The organism is Candidatus Berkiella aquae, from assembly GCF_001431295.2.
Lineage (GTDB): Bacteria > Pseudomonadota > Gammaproteobacteria > Berkiellales > Berkiellaceae > Berkiella > Berkiella aquae.
The window spans coordinates 76,249-103,140 of the sequence record NZ_LKAJ02000001.1 but is presented as its reverse complement, the minus strand read 5'-3'; the positions used below and the strand labels follow the sequence as shown (position 1 = coordinate 103,140).

The 26,892-nt window shown below is 39.3% G+C and carries 25 protein-coding genes, 1 tRNA gene and 2 pseudogenes; 12 read left to right on the top strand and 16 right to left on the bottom strand.

The features are described from left to right. Window positions 1-65 precede the first annotated feature (65 nt). Window positions 66-884, top strand: coding sequence for a hypothetical protein (locus HT99x_RS00475; RefSeq protein ID WP_075067569.1), 819 nt, complete (start codon window positions 66-68; stop codon window positions 882-884). A 107-nt stretch (window positions 885-991) separates the two neighbouring features. Here the strand turns inward: HT99x_RS00475 and HT99x_RS00470 are convergent, their stop codons facing one another. Continuing rightward, window positions 992-1,195, bottom strand: a complete 204-nt coding sequence (locus HT99x_RS00470; protein ID WP_075067568.1) for a hypothetical protein — start codon at window positions 1,193-1,195, stop codon at window positions 992-994. 563 nt (window positions 1,196-1,758) lie between these two features. Here HT99x_RS00470 and HT99x_RS00465 point away from each other — a divergent pair. From HT99x_RS00465 to HT99x_RS00440, 6 genes are all read left to right on the top strand, one after another. After that, a complete protein-coding gene (locus HT99x_RS00465) occupies window positions 1,759-3,798 on the top strand; it encodes a hypothetical protein (protein WP_075067567.1) in 2,040 nt (679 codons plus the stop codon). Between the two features lie 141 nt (window positions 3,799-3,939). Further along, complete coding sequence (locus HT99x_RS00460) at window positions 3,940-4,671, top strand: nucleotidyltransferase domain-containing protein (protein WP_075067566.1); 732 nt, start codon at window positions 3,940-3,942, stop codon at window positions 4,669-4,671. Next, a complete protein-coding gene (locus HT99x_RS00455) occupies window positions 4,655-5,518 on the top strand; it encodes a TIGR04222 domain-containing membrane protein (protein WP_075067565.1) in 864 nt (287 codons plus the stop codon). The genes HT99x_RS00460 and HT99x_RS00455 overlap by 17 nt, the downstream gene beginning before the upstream one ends. Further along, window positions 5,506-6,375, top strand: a complete 870-nt coding sequence (locus tag HT99x_RS00450) for an MbnB/TglH/ChrH family RiPP precursor modification enzyme (RefSeq protein WP_075067564.1) — start codon at window positions 5,506-5,508, stop codon at window positions 6,373-6,375. Before HT99x_RS00455 ends, HT99x_RS00450 begins: the two co-directional genes overlap by 13 nt. Then, entirely contained in the window at window positions 6,356-6,607 is a 252-nt protein-coding gene (locus HT99x_RS00445) for a hypothetical protein (protein WP_075067563.1), read from the top strand. Before HT99x_RS00450 ends, HT99x_RS00445 begins: the two co-directional genes overlap by 20 nt. A gap of 100 nt (window positions 6,608-6,707) precedes the next feature. Then, complete coding sequence (locus HT99x_RS00440; RefSeq protein ID WP_075067562.1) at window positions 6,708-7,373, top strand: gamma-glutamylcyclotransferase; 666 nt, start codon at window positions 6,708-6,710, stop codon at window positions 7,371-7,373. 90 nt (window positions 7,374-7,463) lie between these two features. Here HT99x_RS00440 and HT99x_RS00435 read toward each other — a convergent pair whose 3' ends face one another. The 8 genes from HT99x_RS00435 to HT99x_RS00400 all read right to left on the bottom strand — a co-directional run bounded on the left by HT99x_RS00435 (window position 7,464) and on the right by HT99x_RS00400 (window position 12,565). Continuing rightward, on the bottom strand, window positions 7,464-8,567 hold the full coding sequence (locus tag HT99x_RS00435) for a hypothetical protein (protein ID WP_075067561.1): 1,104 nt from the start codon (window positions 8,565-8,567) through the stop codon (window positions 7,464-7,466). A gap of 554 nt (window positions 8,568-9,121) precedes the next feature. Next, on the bottom strand, window positions 9,122-9,616 hold the full coding sequence (locus tag HT99x_RS00430) for a deaminase (RefSeq protein WP_075067560.1): 495 nt from the start codon (window positions 9,614-9,616) through the stop codon (window positions 9,122-9,124). Between the two features lie 9 nt (window positions 9,617-9,625). Next, window positions 9,626-10,828 (bottom strand): MFS transporter, encoded by a 1,203-nt coding sequence (locus HT99x_RS00425; RefSeq protein WP_075067559.1) that lies wholly within the window; start codon window positions 10,826-10,828, stop codon window positions 9,626-9,628. A 150-nt stretch (window positions 10,829-10,978) separates the two neighbouring features. Continuing rightward, on the bottom strand, window positions 10,979-11,164 hold the full coding sequence (locus tag HT99x_RS00420) for a hypothetical protein (RefSeq protein WP_139016657.1): 186 nt from the start codon (window positions 11,162-11,164) through the stop codon (window positions 10,979-10,981). Window positions 11,165-11,175: 11 nt separating this feature from the next. Next, window positions 11,176-11,367: a class IIb bacteriocin, lactobin A/cerein 7B family gene (locus HT99x_RS00415; protein ID WP_139016656.1), complete on the bottom strand. Its 192-nt coding sequence runs from the start codon at window positions 11,365-11,367 to the stop codon at window positions 11,176-11,178. A 9-nt stretch (window positions 11,368-11,376) separates the two neighbouring features. Continuing rightward, window positions 11,377-11,520 carry a hypothetical protein gene (locus tag HT99x_RS00410; protein WP_158003425.1) on the bottom strand — a complete coding sequence of 48 codons (144 nt, stop codon included), beginning with the start codon at window positions 11,518-11,520 and terminating at the stop codon, window positions 11,377-11,379. A 1-nt stretch (window position 11,521) separates the two neighbouring features. Beyond that, complete coding sequence (locus HT99x_RS00405) at window positions 11,522-11,974, bottom strand: helix-turn-helix domain-containing protein (RefSeq protein ID WP_075067556.1); 453 nt, start codon at window positions 11,972-11,974, stop codon at window positions 11,522-11,524. 279 nt (window positions 11,975-12,253) lie between these two features. Further along, a complete protein-coding gene (locus tag HT99x_RS00400; protein ID WP_075067555.1) occupies window positions 12,254-12,565 on the bottom strand; it encodes a HigA family addiction module antitoxin in 312 nt (103 codons plus the stop codon). Window positions 12,566-12,710: 145 nt separating this feature from the next. Here HT99x_RS00400 and HT99x_RS00395 point away from each other — a divergent pair, with 145 nt between their 5' ends. The 3 genes and pseudogenes from HT99x_RS00395 (at window position 12,711) to HT99x_RS00385 (ending at window position 16,849) form a co-directional block, all read left to right on the top strand. Next, a complete protein-coding gene (locus HT99x_RS00395) occupies window positions 12,711-13,427 on the top strand; it encodes a DUF4238 domain-containing protein (protein WP_075067554.1) in 717 nt (238 codons plus the stop codon). 831 nt (window positions 13,428-14,258) lie between these two features. After that, a pseudogene (locus HT99x_RS16030) lies at window positions 14,259-14,441 on the top strand (transposase); the annotation flags it as partial. A 341-nt stretch (window positions 14,442-14,782) separates the two neighbouring features. Continuing rightward, the gene (locus HT99x_RS00385) at window positions 14,783-16,849 is read left to right on the top strand and encodes an ankyrin repeat domain-containing protein (RefSeq protein WP_075067412.1); all 2,067 of its coding nucleotides are present in this window, start codon (window positions 14,783-14,785) and stop codon (window positions 16,847-16,849) included. Between the two features lie 220 nt (window positions 16,850-17,069). Here the strand turns inward: HT99x_RS00385 and HT99x_RS00380 are convergent, their stop codons facing one another. Both HT99x_RS00380 and HT99x_RS00375 read right to left on the bottom strand, forming a co-directional pair. Next, window positions 17,070-18,425, bottom strand: a complete 1,356-nt coding sequence (locus tag HT99x_RS00380; protein ID WP_075067411.1) for an MATE family efflux transporter — start codon at window positions 18,423-18,425, stop codon at window positions 17,070-17,072. A 23-nt stretch (window positions 18,426-18,448) separates the two neighbouring features. Then, entirely contained in the window at window positions 18,449-18,955 is a 507-nt protein-coding gene (locus HT99x_RS00375) for a UCP032817 domain-containing protein (RefSeq protein WP_075067410.1), read from the bottom strand. Window positions 18,956-19,379: 424 nt separating this feature from the next. Here HT99x_RS00375 and tnpA point away from each other — a divergent pair, with 424 nt between their 5' ends. Then, the gene (tnpA, locus tag HT99x_RS00370; protein WP_075067409.1) at window positions 19,380-19,832 is read left to right on the top strand and encodes an IS200/IS605 family transposase; all 453 of its coding nucleotides are present in this window, start codon (window positions 19,380-19,382) and stop codon (window positions 19,830-19,832) included. A gap of 434 nt (window positions 19,833-20,266) precedes the next feature. Here tnpA and HT99x_RS00365 read toward each other — a convergent pair. The 5 genes and pseudogenes from HT99x_RS00365 to rpsU all read right to left on the bottom strand — a co-directional run. After that, window positions 20,267-20,343 (bottom strand) — tRNA-Ile (locus HT99x_RS00365). A gap of 514 nt (window positions 20,344-20,857) precedes the next feature. Further along, a complete protein-coding gene (rpoD, locus tag HT99x_RS00360) occupies window positions 20,858-22,864 on the bottom strand; it encodes an RNA polymerase sigma factor RpoD (RefSeq protein WP_075067407.1) in 2,007 nt (668 codons plus the stop codon). Between the two features lie 201 nt (window positions 22,865-23,065). Next, window positions 23,066-24,853, bottom strand: coding sequence for a DNA primase (gene dnaG, locus HT99x_RS00355; protein WP_075067406.1), 1,788 nt, complete (start codon window positions 24,851-24,853; stop codon window positions 23,066-23,068). Window positions 24,854-24,857: 4 nt separating this feature from the next. Continuing rightward, window positions 24,858-25,316 (bottom strand): GatB/YqeY domain-containing protein, encoded by a 459-nt coding sequence (locus HT99x_RS00350; RefSeq protein ID WP_075067405.1) that lies wholly within the window; start codon window positions 25,314-25,316, stop codon window positions 24,858-24,860. Between the two features lie 125 nt (window positions 25,317-25,441). Further along, window positions 25,442-25,630, bottom strand: a pseudogene (rpsU, locus tag HT99x_RS00345) (30S ribosomal protein S21); the annotation flags it as partial. A 200-nt stretch (window positions 25,631-25,830) separates the two neighbouring features. On the opposite strand from rpsU, the gene tsaD reads away from it, so the two are divergent. Further along, entirely contained in the window at window positions 25,831-26,838 is a 1,008-nt protein-coding gene (gene tsaD / locus HT99x_RS00340; protein ID WP_259566982.1) for a tRNA (adenosine(37)-N6)-threonylcarbamoyltransferase complex transferase subunit TsaD, read from the top strand. Window positions 26,839-26,892: the final 54 nt, after the last annotated feature.

Below are 26,892 nucleotides of genomic sequence, written 5' to 3'. Positions count from 1 at the left end.
TTAACTGAATAAACGGGTTTATCGATAATGAATTCGTTTACAAGAATATTCAGTATGGGCTGCGAATGAAATTAATCTCAACCAACAGCATGATTGATGAAATCATTACCCTATTAAATCATCGACAACCCAAAGTGTGTGAATGGTATTTTAGAACGTTAATAGAGAAGTTTAAATTTATTTCGCCAGCGTTACCTTTGCACGCACAATGTGATTCGGCTTTAGCCATAATGAAAGGAATGGTACTATCCATCACAGAAGAAAAAGAAAATGAAGGCCCTCTTTTACAAGAGGATGCTGATTATATCATTGAACAAATACAATTATTAGCCGAGACTTTGTTCAACATTCGATTTGATCTGCCGACCATTATTCATCCTTGGATTTTACGTCAGTTTTGTGCAATGCATTTGAAAGGAACCATTCCATCGAGAGATTTTGATTATGCTATGTTGAACTCCTTCAATATCGCCAGAAACTGTGTAAGATTAATTGATGTGCATGTGAATCATCTTCAAGAAATATATAATGAATATCGCGGCAAACCTGTCGATACAACCATTCTTTATCGTAAAAGAGAACTAGAAAGAATAAAGTTCCAACTAGAACAAATTTATAACAATCCGCAAATAAATTTGATTATAAAACTAGAAGCAGCGTACGACCTGTTCGCTAAATATGCCGAGAAAGATAATACCCGATCTTCATTCAAACAATTCTGCCATGACAAAGCTCAAGAGATTGCATTTTTGCATGGCGAACTGGTTCAAGATATTGCTTCTAATCCCCATATTGAAATTATTTTTGATGATGAAGCTGCGCACCCTTCAGAAACCTCCGAAAGCAAACGTGAGAGAATCAGACGCCGATTCACAAATAAATAACACATCGCCACAGAGGTATGTTGCGGCAAAAAATGGGGATTTCTTTTAATGCATTTCATATCGAGCAAATATTTAAGCACCTCTTTGCGATTGTGCCCTGCCGCCAGTTAAGTCGCCGTGATGATCGATTTAATATTATCTTCAATAAAATCAGGCGTTAATATCGCTTGCACAACACTCAAGTGTCCCTTTTCAGCCGCAAGTTCTAATAGAAAAATTCCTCTTAGATCATGGGGAAAATCATTGAGCAACGTTTTTTCAATCAGCAAGAAGAGTAATTCTGGTGAATCGCAAGTAGTGGTCTCCAACACATTCTCTAGCTCTTTTATAAGAAAGTGACTACCGTTTTTTAGCAAGTCATTAAGCGCTGCAACGTTTTTTGCTCTAATGCTTCTTGAAGAAGTTGAGTATTCATAAACTACCTATCTTGTTGATAATCACTGATTCAAAATATTCGAATATCCTGTCATGTTTTGCTTTATACAAGAAACAAAGTTAGGTTTCAACGTAATTTAAAAACAAACCCTTTATTCGCATATTCTTTGATTTTTTTAATCAAATTCGTGATGAGCTACACATTGAGGTATGTGCAAAGAGGTAGTATGAGTCGAGATACAAGTTTGATAACTATTTTTAATGGCTGGCCTGGCTAACATTGATGTCTGCTTAACATCCAGATCTTCAGGGGCTGTTGAAATTCATACTTTTTTCTCTTTCCATGTGAACATCATGTCATCATTGCGTTTCAATTTAATTTGTTCGACAGATAATAAATTATTTGTAATAAAAAATTATTATCTGTCGAAATACTTCTTATAAATTTATTTTTCGACTATTATCCTCACCATACAATTAACGAGGATGAACTAAACTTATGTATCATTTATTACAACAAAATAAACCTATTCGAACGAGTCTCATTGAAAAATTTGAAGCAAGGCTAGAAGCTCGAAATTTTAAAGACTCAAATGAACCTTATTATTTGCTGCATTTACCTTTAGTTCATACAAGGTTAAACATCAACGGTAAAGAAATGAGGATTGTTAATCAACATTTCACGATGCCTCAAAAAGAAGATGAAAAAACCAAATCTTGCTACCATTACACCTTAGTATTAGCCGATACACAAACAGGTGAAGAATATGTAACCCACTTATATTGTGATGCGCTTGATCGAATCACGATGGACCCCATGCTTGTTTCAGGAGAGAGAGATTTTACTTCGTTAGATATTGCAAGCTTAGAAGCTATTCGTGCTTATTCGATTAATGCCTTTTCTGTCATACTATTTATACGTGAAATGCAAAATAATCAAATTCAATCTATTCTTGAGCAAGTCAATATAACAGAACTGAAGCTAAAGGAACTTAGTCCTTATTTAGACGATATTAATACAAGAAGTACTTATATAGAATTACTTAAAGCACAAATTCAAGCGTTAAAGTTGTTGCAAATATTAGGCTATAGCTTACGTAATAGTGAGATGCGCTTTTACAGCAGAATGCTGAAAACATTGCAGGATTGGAATCGTGATGAATTAGCAGCAACTGCCGTTGTTCAACAAAGTACCAACGTTTCTTCTCAAGAAGAAAACTCATCAGAATCAGTTGAAGAACAACCAACACCAAAAAAGGTAACTCGCCAAAAGCGGAAAGAATCTGCATTAGAACAATTACAAAAGAGCTGTTTAAGATGCATGACCCATTTTGATACTGCTAAAACAATTGATGCTAAAGCTAAAATAATTGAAACGATGGTAAATAAAGTGTTTGAATGTCACAATTCCACTTTTATGTCTCAAAAAGATTGCTTTACTTTACTAAACATTAAACAACGGTTAGTGGAAATAATCATTGATTTTATCACAGCAACAGGACCTTCTAGTTGTCCCAGAGAATATATTCTAGCTGTTAAAGCAGGTATTTTGCCGCTTCAAGATGATTTTTTAGCTGAGGTTCTACAAAGAGACAGTGTTGATACCTTAAAATTATTAATGACATTTAATTTAATCTCAGACACCACTTTGCTTAAACTATCAAACGAGCCTAAGAGCCTAACTTTTCCGCAATGGTGCTTTCATTTCGGCGCAGTCAAGTGTTTAAATGAGTTGTCGAATAATAACTTTGCTATTGATCACAGAAACAGCGATGCCAATGAGCTTTTTACAGAGCTAGCCCTTGATCCGCTTAAAAGTCATGATAATTTATCCCACGAATTAAATTTAAATACGCGCATTAGATTAGCTAGAAAATTTGAGGAAGTTCTGAACATTAAAACTCAATCTGCTACTGGAATGGAATTAGAACTGCTCAGGGCACGAATTGAATTTTTATATGAAGCCCAACAATATTATGCCTTTGCCTTAGGTAATAGATTGCTTAAGACAAAAGAAGATGATACTCAAGTAAATGTACCCTATCCTCGTGAATTACTCAAAGAAATGAATACCAATATCAGGTTCATCAGAATATCAACCCAGCATCTTAAATTACAAGCTGAATTACATATGAGAACTTCAAAATCAATGATGTTAGGGGTTTTAAGAAATCAGTCTCGAGATGATGCTAAACAAGGTACCCTTGAATTTTTAGCATCGGGTTTATCTACTAAACAAATGGTACAAGCCATTATTGAAGATCTGGAAAATCAAGTTCAAGGTCTATTTCTTGTTGTGTTAAAATTACGACTAGCAGATGAAAATAGCTCCCAACGACATATATCGAAAATGAATGCTAAAAGTCGGCAAAATAAAACTTTAGTAACCGCATTTAATCAGCTTAAATTGGATGATAAGAAATCGATTAGCAGTGTTGCAACAAGTACAACTCGTAGTACCTCTACCAATACTTCAGAAAAGAAAACGGATGATAAAAAACCTCGAAAAAGAAAACATCGAGCCAAAAAGACAGGATAAAAAGATAAAGGGGTTAAGTCACTACGCTTAACTCCTTTATTTGACAACCCCAATAAGTCAACATGCTGACCTTTAAATAAGAACATTGCACTTCGAAACCGCATTTGTCAGAATAACTGGAATTCTTGAGAAAGGTGATGAATGCAGAATCAAATCCAAGATTTACCCATGAATGTACAACAAAGTCTTATCGATTTTGTCAACAGTGCTAAAGATTTTTGCCAAAACAGCCTGACCTCCATTGTACTTTACGGCTCTGCTGCCGAAGGGCGTTTACGCCTTACTTCTGATGTCAATCTGATCCTCGTTTTAAAATCCTTCGACACAACACACATTAACCCTTTGCGTGAAAAGCTGCGCCTTTACCACGCAGCTATTCGTTTAAATGTGATGTTTATTCTGGAATCTGAAATCCCCATTGCAGTCGATGCATTCGCGGTAAAGTTTACGGATATTCTGAGTCGCCATCGCGTGCTTTTTGGCCCCGATCCGTTTAGCGACATTAAAGTGTCAAAAGAAGCGACACTTGCACGTTTAAAACAAGTCATCATCAATCTTACTTTACGTTTACGCGAAAATTATGCATTAGTCAGCTTGCGCGAAGAGCAGCTAGTGCACATTATTGCCGATATTAGCGGTCCTATTCGTGCTTGCGCCGTGGCGATTTTAGAACTAGAAGGCAAGCATGAAATTCATCCCAAAGAAGCCTTACAAACCCTGACCCAACAATTAAATGGCAACTGGACTACCCTGTTGCAAAACATATCACGTTCAAGGCAAGAACAAACATTAGGTTCTGGCGAAGAATCCGCTACCGTATTAGAGCTTCTTGCGTTGTTAAAAGCGATGTATAGCTATGTTCAATCCGCTTAATTTCACAGGTCCTGAATTTCTTATTTTTTATTTTGTGTTAGGCTCTGTGACATTGTTTATTGTTAACAAGATCATTCGCAAACATGAAATACCACGTAATCCACCTAAAATCGTCTTGGATGATCCTTATGAAATTGCTATTTTGCGTGATGGTGAAGATGAAGCGCTTAAGATAGCAACCATTTCTTTAATCTCTAGAGGATTGCTGGTGCTAACGGATGATAAGCTTCAGACCCAAAACGAAGAAGCCATTGCTCATGCACGCCGCGACATCGAAAAAGCGATCCTAACAAAATTTTTAAAGCAAGGTACCTTAAAATCCATAGAAGGCGATCTTAATCTTCATGGCGCTTGTTTACATTATCGTTTCTCTTTACAAGATCTGAAACTGGTTCCCGCCTCGAGTGATTATTCTTATAGAATGAAATGGATCATCATCAGTGGCTTATTGCTTGGCGGTCTTGCGCTTGCCAAATTAGGGATTGCTTTGTCGCGTGGTTATACCAACGTTGAATTTTTGATTTTATTGGCCAGTGGATTTTTATATTTTTTGTATAAAATGTATGGTCATGAAAGAACGGCCTTAGGTGATCAAACCATCGAAGATTTGAAATGCCTATTTATGGGGTTACAAGCCCGTTCCTCTTGGATTAAATCCGATGGCAAAACCAATGAAATCGCTTTATTAGCTGCAGTTTTCGGTATAGCCGCCCTTTCTGCCAGAAATTTCCCCTTCATTAGTTCGTTTTTACCTAAACCATCATCCTCTTCATTGGATGTTGATTTCTCATGCAGTAGCAGTTGCGGCAGTGGTTGTGGTGGAGGCTGCGGCGGATGTGGCAGCTAACGCAACGTGACCGCGTTGGTTTAAGCTGGCGAACCGAACTTGCTGCTTCTATTTTATGCCATCTTGATCATATCGATGTGGTCGAAGTGATCATCGATGATTATCTTAAGCAACCTCTCGATAAATTGCGCTCTTTAAAACTGTTAGAGAGCCAAGTTGACGTTATTTACCATAGTGTCAGTCTTGGACTGGCTTCTTCACTTCCTGTACCGCAAAAAAATCTGGACAAACTCGCGAGGGTTTTTGATTATTTAACACCCACTTGTTGGTCAGAACATTTGGCCTTTGTACGGGCAGGTAATATTGAAATTGGCCATTTGGCGGCGCCACCACGCACGATTGCGACCATTGAAGGAGCGCTTGCCAACTTAGCGCGTGTTAAAAAGACCGTGGGAAGTTTACCTGTCCTTGAAAATATCGCTACCTTACTCGAGCCCCCTGGAGCTTTCATGTCAGAAGGCGAATGGACAACCAAGATTTTACAAGCTTCTAACACGAAGCTGTTATTAGATTTGAATAATCTGTATTCGAATGCGATTAATTTTGGTGTTGATCCCATCTTATACTTACATTCTTTTCCCTTACACCTAGTGCAAATAGTGCATTTAAGTGGCGGTAAGTGGATAGATGAACCGGCAGGTTTCAGTGGTAAACGATTGTTGGATGATCATATTCACGATGTGCCCGATCCCGTTTTTGAATTATTAGATGTCCTGGCACGTACTGTAGAGCAACCTTTAGCGGTGATTATCGAGCGCGATGGTAATTATCCTCCCTTTCCACAGCTACTGCAGGAAATACAACGAGCGAAACGCATTTTACGAGAGGCAAGAAGTCATGAGTGCACAGTCGTTTGAATTAACCTTAGCACGGCTTTATACTGACCAAGCTTTTCGTCAGCTTTTTTTAGCTGCGCCTGAAAAAGCCTTAGCAGAATGTGATTTAAGCATGGATGAAAAAACGCAATTGATGACCATCGATAAAGCAGGATTAATCATGGCAGCGCATAGCTTCATGCATAAACGTCATAAACGAAAACGATCGCTTAAAGCACGCTTGGTAAATTTTATTCTTGCTCTGTTTGCATAACCTGTATACTCACCTATTTTTTCGAACATTTTCCCTTGTCTTTCATTCTCTCGAGCTTTATATTTGCGCATCACAGCAATATTTATTTTACTGGGATACTATGATCACTTATTTCGCCTATGGCTCAAATTTAGATGTTGAACAAATGCGGGAACGAGTTGGATTCAACTCTCTACCAATGCCCGCTCAATTAAGCGGGTATAAGCTCGTGTTTGATAAATATTCTATAAATAGACATTGTGGTGTCGCGAATTTAAGATACACAGGCATAGTAACAGATACTGTAGAGGGTCTTGTTTATCAACTAAATGCTGAACAACTTGCTACCTTAGATCGATTCGAAGGTTTCAGACCATCCAGACCTAGCCCAACAGGATATCGTCGACAAGAAGTTTCTTTAACTGATGGCACAACTGCCATAACCTATATTGCCCCACGTGGCGATATGTCTCTCAAACCTTCTGTTGCTTATTTACAACATTTTTTAAAAGGAAAAAATGCACTTAGCCCAGATTATTATGGCGCATTCTTTAGACTGCCAGTTAATGACGGTAATCAATTACGAGATCATCTTCCTCAAAAATATCTTGAATATTGCGTCGAACATGGCAAACAACTAGGGATCTTACATGCGTTAGCAAATCATGCCACTTTAACAACGCAAATGCTAAGCACCATTAATTCCCCAGCTTACAGAGCGAATAATCCGCTTACCATTGCAGCCCTGCAACCTTACCTTGATTCAAGTCGAAGATTAGTTCTTTAAACTTTACACGCTGCGTGAGGTAACACGCGTAATTACGCAGCGTATCAAAGTTGGGCATTTTAAATGAGATTAAAATGCCCCCAATGAGCCCTATTTATGACGAGATGTCATCCAAGGGCAAATGCCCTTAGAGGGTTCTTGCATTTTCCTAGCTATCCATGCTTTACCCTCAGCAGACAAAATATCTTTTTGCATTGCATCAGGATCATTTAAATTTTCTTGCCCTATTTTTCTATTATGAATAGAAACAAGGATAAGTTCTTTGATATAGCTCTTTTCTAGGATATCAGGATCCGGTGAAGATAATTGTGAAGGTAATGCTTCTGTTGGATACACATAATGATTTAATATCTGTTTAGCATCTTCAATATTGAGATACTTTTGGTAAACGGAAGTAAGATATTGAGTTTCAATTAATTCTCGACGCGGACCTTTAGTCGAAACAATTGCGGTTCTTGTCTTATCTAGATTTAATTGATGATGTGACATCCATTTTGAAACGACTGCTTCAAATCTCGAGAGTACTTCATCTGTGGCTATTTCCTTCATTATTTCTATCGTTGGCTTAGTTTGGGCGAGATAATCGGAACTTATCTCCCCGCCTTTTGCAGGTTCTGCTGCAGCTTTTTCAATTGCCGTCAGACAAGTATCGATATAAGGTATATAGGCTTGATAAAGGCTCCTTGCTGTTGAGGCAAGTTTTTTTACTTTCTTCAATACCTGATAGGTTTTTATTAATTCTTCTTGTGCATTATACTTGATGTTTTGAGTAATCTTTAGAGACAGATGCGCCAAATGCTTCAAGATATGATATTTATCTGTTAGCATCTTTTGACGTTCAATCAATTCCCAATCTTTCCCTATGGAGTGCCATAGGGATAAATGTCCATCAACATACACCATACAATATTCCAAACCATGGTGTTTTTCAGAATCTTTTCGTAAGCCTTTTAATAAACTATCATTCAAACCTGTCAGAAGTTCATTGATTATATTGTCTGGCTCTGCTGGCACAGCAATCGATTGACGATGCCGGTTATATTGAAGAAGGTGCGGAGAGTAAATAGGTGTAGTTAAAGTGGTACTTAATCTTTGACTCTGCGTGTATTCACTAATGGATAATTCACTAGTTTTGTCACTTAAATCATTAATGTCATTATCAGAAAAGTAACCCCCTAGATACCTTCGTTGCATCTTGATGATGGGATTTAACTTTAGGTTTTTGATGGATACGTGTTTTTCTAAGTGTGTTTAACATAATAAACTCCATATAACTATTTTATTTAGATATCGTTAAAATTAGGTAACATTTATTTTTTGTTTCAATAAAATGATTTTTTCATAAATACCTCCAGTCAATTTTAAACTCAGCATCTTCTGGGGATTTTTGATGAATAAAGAGAAACCCCAGCTTAAGCTGGGGTTCAGATAAATGGAATTCCCAGCTTTATTTAATTTCTAAAGAAGAAACAAAAGCGGGTAAAGAATGAGGTAATGTTGCTCAACTTAGAAGCATTGATGCTATCAATATTTAAATTGTACATACAAATTACCTGAAAAATGGTGATTAATTAATTCAAGATATTATTTAACTAAAATGATGTCAAGCTTGCTTGCTAAAATTTTCTTCAATGCAATTGAAGCAAGTGTTTAAAACAAGTGTGGATTCACCCTGTGTACTTTTAGAAGTTCGAATGCCTCAAAAGACTAGCACCCGAACCCAATTTAACAAGCCGTCATATTTCTGATCAGTAATGTATTCTGCCAGGCATTTCAGAATAGGCTTTCCAAATTTTAACTGCTTCAGGGCGTAGTTCTTTAATTTCAATGCATTGAATCGTTCGTTCCTCAGGTTTCTTGGCAAATTCAGCATAAATGCTACCATCATCAAATTCACCATATTTGATGGCATCTTCAACACGAGCAGCATAATAGATGTGATCTAAATGCGCCCAATAAGCAGTTGCTAAGCACATAGGACAAGGTTCAGCACTGGTATAAAGTGTACAACCCTCAAGATGAGGAGATTTTAATTTCTTGCAAGCTTCACGAATAGCCTGCATTTCGCCATGCCAGGTTGGATCATTGTGTTTTATCACTTGATTGTAACCTTCCGCAATGATTTCATCATTTTTGACAATGACACTACCAAACACGCCGCCAGATTTTTCTTTAATGGAGGCAATTTCACTTAACTCAATCGCGCGGCGCATGAATTTATCGTTAGGTTTTTTGTCGGTCATAAAACCTCCTTAAGAAGATGTGTTAAGATAACTATCTTTAATAAAATAAACGACTAGAATTGAAACTAAGATACAACAAGGTAATATCCACAGATAAGTAAAGAAGGTGGTAGAGCTGGCCGTGATTAATAAATAAGGCACAAACATCATCACTGCATTTAGCATAAATACGCCTGTGTTTGTCACGCTTAAGGCGACACCTCGTGAACTGTCAGAGGCTAATTCACTGACCATGGTAAAAAATAGCATCGATCCTGAGAGCAAAAAGCCAATTAAGAAGGAAACCACTTTAATCAGTAGCAAAGAATCGTTATTGAAGTGCGGCAAATAGATCCCTGCTAATAAAAACATCGTGCCAACTACCAAGGTGATGTGAATGAGTAGGATCCTTGATTGCAACCAATTAGATATAAAGCCTAATACTGGCGTGCCAATCCCAATGCCGGCAAAAATAAGCGCACTGATAACGTATGCATCAGTCACTTTTACTGCATAAAATTTTTCAATACTCATATACCAAAAGCTGGCATAAGATAAAAGAATGCCAAAGGAAGTCGTTGCAGCCAGTGCACAAAGCATGATTTGTTTATTTTTACAGACTGCAGCTAATGTTGCTCCTAATGAACTTTGAGAAACAATACGTCTGTCAGATGGGCTTTTAATAACCATGATGCTGATAATAAATAGGGCCATTCCACACAGACTTAAGAATTGATAGATAGTATTCCAAGTTGTTAATTGCAATTGTTTTGCCATCACAGAATGAATAACGCCAGCTAAAATACAGGATAAAGTTTGCGTTAGGCCAAATAAAATAGGAAAGCTTTTCATCGAAAACCATTGTGAAATCAGAACTGCTGCAGCAATAAAGGCAAATGAACCACCCATGCCTTGCAGTAGGTTTGATATTCCAAACATGACGATATTAGGAGAAATGGAGGTTAAAAAATTACCGGCTGCTAATAATAACACGCCTGCAGAAACAACATATCTAGCATTAAATCTGTCTAATAAATACCCAGCTGGGATCTGCATACAGGCAAATCCGACAATGAATGCTCCCATCGCGATAGAAACGTCGACATTAGAGGCATGTAGAGAAGCTTGTATGGATTCTTGGAATACGGAAGCGGCTGTGTTTAGGCAAAATGCGTAAATAACGAATAAGGTGGCAATAAACCACACTAATACACCATAAGCCGAATTTTTCATCAACGTTCAACATTCAGAGGGAGAGGTACAGAGAAATATAGTATAACCAGGTTAAGATTGTTGGAGGTGTCACCTATTCAGCGAGTTCGGTTATCATCTGTCGCACTTCGACACATAGTGCTTTCACATCACGGTAACCACATTCTTTCTCTAGCGCTTCCACTTCGTTAATTTTTTCCACATCACTCGATGAGCATTATTAGCGTAGCCTACTGCAAACATCGCAATAAGCGATGCTTGCAGTTTGCCACTATAGCTAATCCCGGGTGAAAAAGATTCAGCCAGCACCCAGGTTGCTATCCAAGAAAATAAGAGCAATTGTAATAGCGTCATCATCAAATACCTTATCAAGAACCTGACGAATACAAATCATGTAAATTATTAATACCCTGCGTCATGATGATACCCGATGCTGCAAAACCTAGCCCAATAGGTCCTCCTACCACAAACCCCACCACTAAGCTTGAAATCATGCCACCTATATGAAATTTACCACCATTGACTTCATGCAATGCTTCATCATTTACTTCTAACATCATTTCCTTTCCTTATAAACTGACTATTTCGATATACGTTTGATTTACTATAGTGCAATAAAAGTGATTCACTAAATCTTGAAAACCCTTTTCAGTGTAGTCGTAAGGCCATTCTTGATAACCACCACTGACCAGTAAACATTGTTCTTCAGTCATATTAGCTCCTTGTGTTGAAACGATTATGTAATAAATTAATATTGATAGGTTTTCTCTTGGGATATTCTGTTGATAACTTCGGTGTTTTTTTCAATGCTAATAAGCCTTCTAACGGTAACTGCACCGAAAATAAGCAACCTTTCATTAACTTGAGCGGCGTGAAAGAATCGATAAGATCTTCCGTCTCTAAAAAGCCCATGGCTACTAAATACTTAAGAGCAACATGCACAGTTTCTGATGGTAAATTGAGGCAAAACGACAATTGCATATAAGAAAACTGGCAGTTGAAATTTTCATCGGCATGCGTCGCCAAAAATAACCAAAGTATTTTTTCGATTTCATTTAATTGTGTATGACTGAAAACAAATAACACTTCAGCCAACGATATTTTTGCCGTACGTGTGAATTGACGTGCATCAGAAATGATGCGCGAAAAAGAATAATATGCTTGCATAGCAATACATCCTACTGATTAGTAAGTGAACAAAATCCTACAAAAACCGGAGGTTGAAAACGGTTTAGGTGAAGATTTTCTGCTTAAAAAACAATAGGTTATCGAATCGCTTGAATGCGAGCTTTTGAACTCTGAAAGAATGTAATAAAATGCGCATAGCCATGGGCTTAAACTCCAGTAAAGTTTTGCTTGTGGTTAGTGGCTGTAAAATGTTTGCCGCACTTTGCAGTCACGATTCGTGTACATTATCAAATTTTAAATTGGGTTGTAAATAGGTTTTTATTTTTTACAATTTTTTTCTTTTTGTAGCATTTCATTCTCTTTCTTACACGCAAGATATTCTCGATAGCGAAATTCTCTTGAATTCCAGAATTCTGCAGGAGTACCTAATACTCTTTGAAATTGCAATGCTATCTCTGGTGAAATTGAAAACTTAGCTTCAATAACTTCATTAATTGTCTTTTCAGGTAGCTCACATCTTTTAGCAAAGTCTTTCTGGCTCATCCCGATTTCTTCAAGCAGTTCTGCAAGTGTGTTTCCAGGTGGCGAAATACTATTTGGCTCATAGGTATTTTTAAATTGCTTCTTCATGATAATCCAAAAAATTAATTGTGATAATAAATATTAAGTTGCTTTTTTTCGTAATCAAGAACGAATTCTTGTTTAGTTTATATGTAGCAACGGTTATTGTATAATCTGTATGAACTGTTTCTAGTTTAATTACGATGTAGCAAAAATGGCGATTGATCATTACATTTCACAAGTTTATCTCAGGGGTTTTTCTATTAAAAAAAATGAACTCTTTACCATATGCAAGCATACCTTGCGAAAAACACGATGCTCAATTCAGAGTATATGCGGCATCGAAGAAGGTAATACTAATTTTTATTTTACTGAGCCGAGAGCTATCGAAAAATTCTTAATTCCCATCGAAAACAATTATAACAGCGTCATTGAGCAATTACTTAATGGGAAAATTGATAATGAAACAATTTATACTATTTCAGGATGGATTGCTTATGTACATTCATGTTCGCTAACCGGTGTTAGACTATCTCAAGGAATGTTCCAAAATTTAGTTGATGAGATAGAAAGTGTATCGGAGATAGATAATAGTCTTTTTCCTATTTGGACAACTGCAGACAAAGTGCCAAATATGAAATCATTAAAAAAAGGCTATGTGAGCGCTGATCCAAAATACGCACAAGCTAATGGAATTTATACCGTCGAAAAGTTAGCCTATACAATAGGAAACTTAAAATGGGAACTTCTAAGAAACCCTTTCCCTGATAGCCCATTCTTTACTAGTGATAACCCCATTGCAATGGAACCTAAAAAGCATTCGCATTTGCCAAATATTATTGTTCCCTTAACTCCACAATTAGCTCTTCGTATTCATATGACATATAAAAGCCCTCGTGTTTACGATGAAGATTTAGTAGTAATACCATAAAATTTAGAACACTTCGTTGCGGCCCATTCGCTTCCGGCTTCGCTCTTTGAGCTACGCCGGACAAGCGCGCGAATGTTCCTTACGCGGGGCCATTTTCCTACGCGGCTACGCCGCTAAAAATCAAGATCAACAGCCCCGTAGGGGCGTGGGATAATAGCCCCGTGTAAGCTTGGCGAGCAAAGCGAGATAAGCGCGACATGGGGAACAGCGTAAGATGGATTCGCGTAGCGAAGCAATCGCGACGTGGGTTACAACAAGCTCGTGTTCCTTAGATTGTGAATGATGCGGAAGAAGCACTATTTACCAGCTTTTTTATGATGTACGACTTTGATTTTTTCTTCCTTTTCTTCTTGTGATAAAAATATGCCTGTTGCCCAATGCGGAGTTTCATTAGCTTGTTGCTTTGAAGCGGTATTTAAAAAGCCCGCAGAAAACCAAGATAATTGCTTTCTTTTGTTGTATTAAGCCTTGTAATAGGAGGCAAGTTGCAATGAGAAACCGTAGAGTTGTGAAGATTAAGTGCAATTGGTTGAGCGCTCTCACTTTTATTAAATGCCCCTTTGTAACAAATTAAAGCAAGCCAATAAACTTGCCTGAATGAGAGGTGGATCGAGGTCGACACAGGACACTCTCTCCCAACCGCCTCCTCGTCTCATAAAGCGGTTTAATCTTTAATCTAGTAGCGCCTTCACGCTATAACCTTAGGCAACATCGTATCTTTGATATTGTACAGGGCCAACCTGCCTCCGAAATCATACAGTCCTTTGCCATATCGCAGGCATAGAGCGTGTAAAAATCGCTTGTATTGATTTAAGTGTGACTTATCGCAACTTCATTAAACAGTATGGCATCACCGAGGGCTTTCATCGAAAGATGAAGCTGATACGAAGGAGAGCTTATGGATTTAGGAATTTTGAGAATTATCGATTAAGCGTTAGTGTTCGTTATAATCATCATCATAAGCATCATTACAAGCATCATCACAAAGCTACCTATTCCTGTGGATGCCAATAACAACGTAAGAGATCAAGTATCCCGAGGATCATAGTCGATATACCTGATCTTTTTCGTCATTTAATCATGCGATCATTCTACAACTGAATGTAGTCATGCGCACGCATTCGATGCCCTCACCGTTATATTTAATGAGTAAAAGCTGTGCTCTGAGCCCCAATCCGGCTCAACGGCAAAGATATAGCTCCACTCGGTATACCTCCGTTCTTGAATGGTTGGCTTTTACCTTGCTTGCAGAGAGAAGCGTGTAAAAATCCGACAAAGCGCTATTAGAAACCAAGGTGTTTTCCTGACAACATGTTATCATTTTGCTTTTCAATATTATTTTATAGGTTGATAAAATGAAGGATTTTAATAATACAGTTACACCTATTGACCGGGGTGACGAGATTGAGACTCATCTTTACTCTGAAAAACCTTCTGATATCGCCGAGCTAACTGAATCAGAGGAAGACGAGCAAAGTAATTATGAAATGGACGAAGATGTAGATGTAGATGTAGTTGTGATTGAAAATCAGAGTCACACTGGCAAAAAAGTAGCGAATTTTGGATCATCTAACAACACAGAAATAAGATATCGCACACTAACGACACCCACCATTAAACTATCCGATTACTTCCCTTCATTGCAAGGAATGAAAAGCATACTTGGCAACAGTTTATTTGCAAGAAAGGCCTTGGAATTGTCATCGAATCTGCACAATCCGCTAGTTGCCAGATATTGCATGAAAATGGGTGCTCATCCTAATCAATGGACATCAAAAGGACAAACTCCATTACATTTAGCGGTTATAAATAATAATATAGAATTCGTAAAAGAGTGCATTCGTCAAAAAGAAGAACTCTCCATTACGTTTAATGAAGCAAACTCACAAGGGCAGCTATTGGTTCATTTAGCGTTAGCTCACAATCCCACCAGAGAAATTTTTCATTTACTCATGGCCGAAGGAAATAATGCCAAGCCACGTTTTGTAACGGAAGATTTTTTTCTGGCGTTTATCATTAACGAAACATCTAAAACATCTAATAGAACACCGTTTCATACCGCAGTTTTGGTAAGTGATGTAGACGTAATCAATCGTGATATTACCCAAGCTATCGCCGAAAATTCAGTAAATGACTTAAATTCAACTGAACGTTTAAGTGGCCAAACGGTACTACATACAGCAGCTATGGTAGGCAACCCCGAAGTGCTTCGAGCATTACTCAGCGTGAATGCTATAAAAAATGATATTAATTTAGAAATAACCGAGGGAGGAAGACAAGGTCTTACGCCATTATATATTGCAGCCGGTTATGGCCACATAGAAGCGGTTGAATTATTAATAGCAAATGGCGCGAATGTTAACCAAGCAGCAATGAATGGTGAGACACCCATAGCTGCAGCATTTCGTCAGCGATTTTTTGATGTGGTTGCTTATTTGAGAGAACATGGCGCAAGGTTACCTGATACTATTCAAAACCCCGTTAACCCCGCGCAAAGTACCCATGAAGATACCATTCATGAAACAGTCGCTCAAGCAGCCATCAATTTAAAATCTCATTATTCACAACACAATTTGACCCGTGCATTGAGAGAATTAGAAACTTGGCTTCAAGATCTTGATCACACAGATACAAAAGTAAGTGCTGCTCTGGATGCGTTTGCTTGGTTAAATGAACTCTCATACGTTGAACCTATTTCTAAGGTTTCTTTTAATGAAGCTTTAGCATTAACTTGGATAGGGTTAAATGACGTCGCGCAAATTATTCGAAGTGCACCGCACGCAGCGTCAGATGATAATGAGCTAGATTCACTTATTAATGCTCGACGCAAATTGCTGGTGCAGCATTTATATGAAATAGAACGCGGTGGTAATCTGGATGAAGATGGAAGGGATAACAATCGACTTGCCTCAAGGATTTGTACGGGTGGGGCATTTAATAAACTCATCCATACTTTACATGGTCATGAAAAAGTCTTCATCATAATTGTGAATAATGAGACAATCTTGCGCAAAGCTGAAGCACTATGTAAAGAGCGCTTCTTCGCGTTGCCGTTAATACGGCAACAAGAATTAGCAAAATTATGGACTATGCAAAATGGCTTTCCATCTCATTTATGGAATGAAGTTCGTGAATCAGTCGTTACCGATCTCAAAGACGCTTACAATCACTTAGTGTCAAATGCCCATCTGCAATCTTTAATTGATATTAAAGTAAACCGATGCATAGAGCGCCAGTTAGAGCACGCTATTCCGTATATGAACCCTCCGCAAGCGGTGGAACAGATAACGCAGCAAGCACCAGAGGTGGCCTCATCATCGAATGGATACTTACCAGCATTAAATTCGAAAAAAGAAAAGCGAAAGAAAAGTGGATCTCAAGCTACTGCTAAAACTTCCAAAAAATTTAAAAACTCCCCCTAAGGGGGAAGGGGGAGGGATCCCCACAGAATTTAAAATAATTCAAAGTCGCTTTAGCGACACTAAATCTTCCCTTGAAAAGGGAAGAGGCTGCTTTAGCAGCCAGATGGATTTTCTCTAGATAAAATCTCTCTGGTGCTCCTTGCTACGCCTGCAGCTTCGCAAAAGAAAAGGGGTCAGGTATACCGATGACCTTTCTTAATTAAAATAAGCGTCACTAGGGTCATCGGTATATCTGACCCCTTTCTTCAATCTGTAATATCGCTATTTCATTTTTCTGCATTGTTACCATTCGTTTAAAAAGAAAAAATGCTGCTATCAGACCTGCTATGCTAAATATCAAAAGAATTCCCGAAATACCCAATGTTGCAGGTGAAATTAAATAGATGGCAATAACGCCTAACGATAAAATAGCTAAAATCATTAATTGTGGTGTCAGTGTATCTGAATATCCTCTAAGCCCGCTCATACAGAAAGTTAATGCCGCATTCATAACAAAGTAGACCATGATTATCCATTGTAATGAGTTTAATAATTGCAGTATTTCAATATCATCTGTCATTTGCGGCAAAATAAGTGGCAACAAGCAATAAAAAACGAAACCAATCACACAGAGCTCTAAAGTAAATAATTTAATAAATGCTAGAAAAGTTTTTTGCAGCCCTAAATGTCTTTTTTCACCTAATGAATTTCCAATTTTAATCGTCATTAAGTGTGCCACTCCCATTAAAGGTATTTGAAAGAAAAATATGACTGAATTAAGAATCGAAAACGATGACATCTGTAAGATACCCAAAGATGCAATATAATTTGCATAACAATAGAAAAGCATCCTTTGCCCTATCATGCCTACCATAACAGGACTCCCCAATCTCGTTACTTCATATATCATACTTTTTGAAATGTTTGATTTTGTTTCTATTTGAGGATAAGTCCTGAACTCTCTTCTAATATGCATAAAAAGTAACATAATGCCTATCATTAACATGCATAAATCACTTAATAGATACATTATCGCTATATGCGATGCAGATACTTCTAGATTTAACCACCCCTTTTCTTTAAACCATACAAAAAATACAATAAAACCAACTTGAAGAAAAACTTGAGCCGTTCTTAGAAAGACCACTTTTTTAGTTTTACCTGTACTTTCTAAAAGAAAGGTAATGGTTGTTAAAGTTGCAACCAAGGGTAAGCTAAGCACTAATATTTTTAATGTTTTCATCGCTTGTCGCGCAAGCTCAACATCGCCCGCACTTGAAAATGGATTTGGTAATATCCATATTGCGACTGCAATAATGCAGGCCACGATATTAACAACGATCAATGTTGACTTAAAAAGATCAAACATCTTGCTGATGTTTTTTTCTGCAAATCGTTTACCTAGTTCAGCTTGTGTGCCCATCTGAACTGTCGTCACTATTGCAAACAAAATTGCCGCAAACGTGAGTGCAAGACTAAATTCTGCAAGCACTTGTATACTATATAAACCCAAGATAGCCGTAATTATAATGGAAGCAACTTGCGTTGCACTTCTATTCACTGCAATTCCAAAAGATTGAAATAACGTTGAAATCATTTTATATCCATTTATTTTGGTTATTACACATAATTCACTTCAACTTCAATGTCTTCTGTTTCAAACGATAATATTGGCTCGTTAAATTCCTTCATATGTAATGCTTGCGTTATTTTGAATGTTCTTTCCAATTCAGCATAATCTGATTCTCCCCTCATACCAAAATAGGGGTAATGGTGCAAATATTGCCCAAAAATGGCTAAGCAATCTTCATGGTATTTATATGTATCCAAAATATGATGATGCCATATTTCATCAATATCAGTAGAAGGTGGTATAACAGGATAATCTCGTGAATATCTTCTCAGTATCCATAAATAATTTTGGTAATAGCGGACTACTTTTAGGGCGCTTTCTTCATCCCAAATTCTAGCAATATTAGGATCAGACTTTGTTATTTTATAAATCAACATTGAGAAGTCAATATTATAAATATATTCTCGTGATTGTTCTAAAGAAGGAATTGTTGAATTCGACTCATCGAGTCTTAAAGAATGAACTTGACGATTAAAATCAATATCAGAGAGCATTTTCTTTCCTTGAAATTTTCAGTGACTCCGCAAGCATCACTTGCGGAGTCTCGCACTTTACCAGCCACCACCACCTTGGCAGTGCCCTCCCGGGGCGGTTATCGCTATTTTTGAAATTTTAACTTGTTTCTTAATCATTTTAACTCTTTTCATAGGTACTCCTATTGAATAATACATTAAAGTTAAAGTACTAAGTTGATATCAACTTGTTTCACACTGATTCCCTGTGTGATTTATAGGCGTTTACCTGATGTAATCTATAGATGCAAGAATTTTTAACATGTGCAAACAAATTATTCCTTGATTGGATAACTACGTGACAATCATAATGCGAAATATAGATAAAATTTTGACAATGACCTTGCCATTTTCAGTATTTTGATGATATTGGAGACCAAGCTTTGGATGGCATAGGATGTTAGGGATGTCTCACTCATTTCGTTCTCATTATTTTCATATAGTTTGGTCAACTAAAAACCGTGCTGATTTAATCACTAACAATATTCAGTCTCGGTTATATGCCTATATCGGTGGAATTGTTAAGTCTCATCAAGGCGTGCTTTTGCAAATCGGCGGAACAGCAAATCATTTACATTTACTGATTTCAATTAGAAACATTGATAAACTTAGTTATCTTATTCGTGAAATAAAATCGAGAACATCTGTTTGGGTACATTCCAATTTTATTAATTGCAAGCAATTTGCTTGGCAGGAAGGATATGGTTCATTTTCGGTGAGCCATTCAGCATATGAAAATATTATTTGTTACATTCGCAATCAAGAAGAACACCATAAAATAATGACGTTTGAAGATGAATTTAGAACAATATTAAAAAAACATAATATAGAATGTGAAGAGAAATTTATTTTTGGATGAATTTTTTCCTACGCCCCTACGGGGCTTAGGGTGTGGGGGATGGGCTCATAACCCCACGTTGCGGCCCCGTAGGGGCACAGGATAATAGCCCCGCGTAAGATTTAGCGCGTAGCGATAAATCGCTGCGTGGGGTAACACGCGTAATCGCGCAACATGGGAAATAAAATAACCAATTCAACAGCCCCGTAGGGGCGCAGGATAATAGCCCCGCGTAAGATTTAGCGCGTAGCGATAAATCGCTGCGTGGGGTAATACGATAAGAGAAGAGTCGGAGTTTCGATATAAGTAATCAAGCGCAATGCTGAAAGTCTGAGTCCGCCTTCGCTTGCAAAGCTACAGGTAATTTTAAAGTTTAGTGGAAAGCTACGGCGGATCACCATTTTGCTACAATCATTTTACGCGACTGACAGTCGCTAGAAATGATTAAGCAAAATTGGTGGGCCCACTAGGACTTGAACCTAGGACCAAGGGATTATGAGTCCCCTGCTCTAACCAACTGAGCTATGGGCCCGTAGAAAAGGGTTTTGAAAGAACCTCCCCACGAGGAGGAAGGTAGCATACCAGAACACTCGCCAACAGAAAACCAGGTAGCGCACCTAAAAGCCAAGCCACTCGTAAGCAAGCTAAAAAGCCAACATACGAAGTCACAAAGGCCCGCACACTACAGGGCTGCCAAGCTAGCAGGGACAGGCGCAGAGCCTACCGCCACCAGGGCAACCACACCTTGGCATCCGCCCCCCACGGAACATAGCCCCCGACAGGCCACAATTCCGAGAAGAAAAGGCTACCAAAGCCAGCCTCACGTCAGGAGAGGTAACAAGTACCTGACTCCTTCCCCACATGGGGATTTTGAGGGTACTCTCTCCCCCGGAACAAGCGGGTGGATTTCGAGAGTACAGTCGCTTCCCTCAAAAGAGGGAATTTTGTGCCCCAGTTTACCTCTATCCATTGCACCTATATGGGGGCTTAGCATTTTCATATCCACCCCCAGGCCAGGCTAAAAGCAAACTGGCGCGAGTTTTGTCTTACTTTAACGGATTATCTTCTTCATCGTCGCCATCTACTAAGAAGCTACGCAAATCATCAGCCCGGCTGGGTTGACGTAATTTACGTAATGCTTTGGCTTCGATTTGTCTAATCCGTTCGCGGGTCACGTCAAACTGTTTACCCACTTCTTCTAACGTATGATCGGTATTCATATCAATACCAAAACGCATGCGTAACACTTTAGCTTCGCGCGCAGTTAAGGTTGATAAAATACGGCGGGTCGCTTCACGCAAACCTGCGGTAGTCGCCGAATCGGCCGGTGAAGAAATCACGGTGTCTTCAATAAAGTCACCCAAGTGAGAATCTTCATCGTCACCAATCGGTGTTTCCATAGAAATGGGCTCTTTCGCAATCTTTAAGACTTTGCGGATTTTATCTTCCGGCATCGCCATGCGTTTACCCAATTCTTCCGGCGTGGGCTCTCGGCCCATTTCCTGTAACATCTGTCTGGCCACACGATTTAACTTATTAATTGTTTCAATCATGTGCACAGGAATACGAATGGTACGTGCTTGATCGGCAATTGAACGTGTAATGGCTTGTCGAATCCACCAAGTCGCATAGGTTGAGAATTTATAACCACGGCGATATTCAAACTTATCAACCGCTTTCATTAAACCAATGTTACCTTCTTGAATCAGATCCAAGAATTGCAAGCCACGATTGGTATATTTTTTCGCAATCGAAATAACCAAACGTAAGTTTGCTTCCACCATTTCTTTCTTTGCACGACGTGCTTTAGCTTCACCAATAGACATATTACGGTGTAACTCTTTAATCGCCACAATAGAGCGATTAGCACGAATTTCAACGGCACGCAGTTGTTTTTGATGTTCGATAACATCATCTTTAATTTTACGTAAATTTTCGACATAGGGCTTGGTTGAATCTAATTGACGTTCAATCCACGTGGTATCCACTTCAAACCCGGGGAAGCTTGTCACAAAATTTTGACGTGGCATTTTGCCTTTTTGTACACAAAGCCCCATGATGGCTCTTTCATGTGAACGCACATCTTCTAGCATATTACGCATGAAGCCAACGAGCTCTTCAAATAATCGGGGGACAAATTTAAATACCCCAAAGACCGTTGCAAGATCAGCATAGGCTTGCTGTGTTTCAGGATGATCAAGGCCGAGATTTGCTTCGACTTTTACAACTTTATCGTAAGCATCGCGTAAACGACCAAAATGCATTGCTGCTAGCTCAGGATCAGGACCTGATTCTAGTTCATCAGAATCGCTAGCTTCGCCGCCCTCAGATTCTTCACCCTCTTCATCACTCTTTGCTTCTGCTGGCGCAGCTTTCGCACCATTGGCAGGAGCCGGTGTTGCGTTTTTGGCAGCAACGCCTTTAGCAGCAACCATCGGTGGTGGAATAAATTCTTCTGCATCCAGATCCACTTCCGTGTCATCATTTTCAACTTCTGCAACAGGAACAATGTCATTACCATCGCTATCAATTTCAATAAAGCCGCTGATAATTTCGCCTAATCGAATTTGTTCAGCTAAAGCACGATCATACTCTTTCAGCACATGGGCAACATTAGGGGGATAAGCAGCTAGTGCACTTAATACTTGTCTGGTGCCCACTTCAATTCGTTTTGCAATTTCAATTTCGCCTTGGCGAGTTAATAACTCAACCGTACCCATTTCACGCATGTACATACGTACTGGATCGGTCGTGCGACCAAATTCAGCGTCGGGTGAAAAGGCCAGTGATTCAACCGCATCGCGTGCTAAATCATCTTCATCTGCAATTTCATCAGTTAATGTCAGTGCTTCTTCATCTGGAGCATCTTCATAAACATCAATACCCATGTCATTAATCATGCTAATGATGTCTTCGACCTGCTCTGGATCGACAATATGATAGGGCAACATATCGCTGACTTCAGCGTATGTTAAATACCCTTTCTCCTTGCCCGCTGCGATTAAATCCTGCAGCTGCGTTGCTGCTTGTTGCTCTTGGTCAACATAACTCATAATAGAAGCTCACCTTAAGGCCGCAAGGTTGATAACTTTATAGATACTTTTTTGATTACCCCGAAGGTAACCGCCAATTCTATCCATAAACCCCTCTTTAAGCTAGATCAATTTGGTTAGTAAGCATTCCATTTTAAAAGCGTTGAACTACTCGTTTAAAAAACTGTTAATTTAACGCTTCTTACTTAATTAGATGGAAAACTACTTAATTGATTCCCGAAATTTTAAAATTTCTTTTAGCTTTTGTTTTTCTTCATCGGTTAGACCGACTTCTTTCGCTTTTTGTAGCAATCGTTCTGCAATTTCCTGCTGACCTATAACGGCTAGCCGATGAACGGTCCCAACAAATTCTGCAGTTAATCCTTCTAGCGGAATCATGGCAACTTTATGCTCGCATTCAGCGATGCGTTGCTCACTAAATCCACGCGCTTGTAATTGTTTCTTTAATAAAGCAGGAGACAGTAATGTTCCTGGTTGGTTCAACAATTCTAATATCACGCGCAACATATCCATTCCCGATGAGGATGCTGCTTGAAAAAGCGACTCCATTGCATTGAGATTCGCAATTAATGCAGGTTCTCTCAGCAACAAACCACAAGCAAAATAGGGAGTCGACAATAGCTGCTTGGGCGGTTGCTTTGGCTGCTGTTTTGCCGGCTTATATTTCGCTTTTTGTAACGGACGATCATAAGATGGGCGAGCTGCTTTTTCACCTCGCACCACCTGTAACGAACTCGATACAATTTCTGCCAGCTGCTCATACATCATTTCTTTATAAATGCCAGCTGGGATCTGTTCTAATAATTCTTTTGCCGTCGTTGCAAGATGCGCCCGATTATCGATAGAGTCAGGCTTAATATCTGCGCTTAATGTTGCAAATAAGTATTCAGACAACGGCGTACTATTTGCCAATAACGTCTGAAAATGTGCACTGCCATTACTTCTGACAAATGAGTCTGGATCTTCTCCTTCGGGCAAAAAGGTAAATCGCACATGGCGATCTTTGGTCAGAAAAGGCAATACTAATTGTAATGCTTTCCACGCTGCGGCTTGCCCGGCTTTATCGCCATCAAAACAAAATATGACTTCTGGTACTTGTTGAAATAAATAGGTTAAATGGTGGCTGGTAATAGCCGTTCCTTGCGTTGCCAGTGCTCCTTTAATACCGTATTGGGCCAACATGACAACATCAAAAAAACCTTCCACCACAATCGCTTTTTGCCAGCGTTCACCTTGTAATGCTTCATAAATGCCATATAAACAATGGCCCTTTTGAAACAACGGCGAGTCCGGTGAATTAAGATATTTAGGCTGTGATTTATCCATCACTCGCCCACCAAACCCTAAAACATTTCCTTTACGATCGCGTATTGGAAACATGATGCGATTACGAAAGCGATCATAAAACCGTCCGCTTTCATGTTTTATAATTAAACCTGCTTCTTCTAATACTTTTAAAGCCTGGGGTTCGCCTTGAAAGTGCGAAAGCAAATTATCCCAACCTTCTGGCGCAAAGCCCATTCCAAAGGCTTTTGCGGTGAGGCCTGTCAAACCCCGCGTTTTTAAATACGTTACCGCCTGAGCTGCTTTGGGATGTTTAAATTGCGCACTATAAAATTCTGCTACGCGATTCAGTACACTGGTATGCTCATTGCGTTGTTTCGCTTTGGCTTCATCTTTGGGATCTTTAGGAACCGTCATTCCCACCCGCGCTGCTAAACGCTCAACCGCTTCAACAAAGTTGAGCGATTGATGCTCCATTAAAAACCGAATAGCATCACCATGGGCCTGGCAACCAAAACAATGATAAAACTGTTTTGTTGCGCTCACCGTAAACGAAGGTGTTTTTTCATGATGAAAGGGACAACACGCACTATAATTTGCCCCTGCTTTTTTGAGTTTAACGCTTTCTTGAATTAGCGAAACAATATCTGTCTTGGCAAGGATCGCTTCGATGAAACTCTCCGGAATGCGCCCTTGCGTAGACATGAATTTATGGTTGTCCGGATAATAACGCTTTGATTATGGCACTGACTTGACCCATATCGGCACGCCCTTGTAATTGCGGCTTCAAAATAGCCATCACCTTACCCATGTCTTGGATAGAGGCAGCGGAAGATTCTTTAATGGCTGCTGCCACTAAGTCTTTTACAGCTGCTTCAGATAATGCTTCGGGCTTGAACGATTGGATGACATCGATTTCAAATTGTTCTTTTTCAGCCAATTCATTTCGATTCGCCGCTTTGTATTGTTCAATAGAATCGCGGCGCTGCTTTTGCATTTTATCTAAAATAGCCAATTCACGTGTACTATCCAACACGATGCGCTCGTCTACTTCTACTCGCTTAAATTCCGAAGAAATTAAGCGCAGAACCATCAAGCGCTCTTTATCCTGAGCCTTCATCGCCGCTTTGGTTTCTTCTAACACTTTTTCTTTAATAGTTTGCGACATTGAGGACTCCTTGTAATTGATTAATTGCTTTGCTGGCGACCACGTCCACCATTCGCACCACCACTTCGGCCTTGTGAGCTTGAAGAGGAAGAGCTACCGCGTGAACGATCACGTTCACCACGAACTTCACGTAATTGCTTTTTGCGGAAACGCTTAACAGCGGCTGCTAAGGCACGCTTCTTCTTTTCGGAAGGAGTTTCATGGAATTCACGGCGACGCATTTCGGATAAAATGCCTGATTTTTCCACAACCCGTTTAAAACGACGAATTGCCGAATCAAACCCTTCGTTATCGCGAACTTTAATTCCTGGCATGAATAGTCTCACCTCTTGAAAATATGTTATGTAATAAACAAAATACGCCCGTCTAGAGAAATTAATTTTAGCTGGCTGTTGAACTTTATATCAAATTATGGACAATAAAGCAGCAACTGGCGATATTCCTCCCCAGGTGGGCGGCCATTTTACAACGAATTAGTGTTAAATGTTAACCAAAAGTAGAGATTTTGATCAAAATGCAGGTTTTGGGTATTGAAACTTCTTGTGATGAAACCGGGATCGCCCTCTATCACAGCGAAAAAGGTCTACTTGCCCATCATATTTTCAGTCAGGTATCCCATGAAGAGTATGGTGGCGTTGTCCCAGAACTGGCTTCTCGCGATCATGTGCACAAAGTTATTCCACTTATTCAAAGTTTATTAGCCGAGAAAAAACTTAATGCAGCCGATATCGATGGTATTGCCTATACAGCGGGGCCCGGTCTTGCCGGCGCTTTGCTGGTGGGAGCCACCGTTGCTAAAGGCCTAGCCTTTGCCTTAGGAATACCGGCAATTGGTGTTCACCACCTAGAGGGGCATTTATTAGCCCCCATGCTAGAAGAAACCAAGCCTTCATTCCCCTTCCTGACCCTTTTAGTCTCAGGTGGTCATACCTTACTGATCAAAACCACGGCGCTGGGTGAATATGAGATTTTGGGAGAATCGCTTGATGATGCTGCGGGTGAAGCCTTTGATAAAACCGCCAAATTATTGGGATTACCCTATCCTGGCGGGCCACACCTCGCTGTTTTAGCAAGCAAAGGCGAAAGGCATCGCTTTAAATTGCCTCGTCCCTTGATTGATAGAGGCCTGGATTTTAGTTTCAGCGGCCTTAAAACAGCCGTTTCTCAGCTGATTGAAAAAAGCCCCCGTGATGAAAAGACCCAAGCTGATATTGCAGCCGCTTTCGAGCAAGCCGTTATTGATACCCTTATCGTCAAAGCGACTCGCGCCTTGGCTATCACAGGATTCAATCAATTGGTGGTTGCAGGTGGGGTCGGCGCTAATCAGCATTTGCGCCAAAGTTTGACCCAACTTGCCCATTCACAAGGCTTTCAAGTCTTTTACCCTCGCCCCAGTTTCTGTACCGATAATGGCGCGATGATAGCCTATGCAGGTTGTCAGCGACTCCTTAAAGGAGAAAAAAGCCATGAGTTACAAGTTCGTGCCAGATGGCCACTAAGCGAATTGCGTCCCCCTCTCTAATCTTTGAATGCTTACTAAATACATCCTATATTCAAAGATGAACCCGTGGAACTA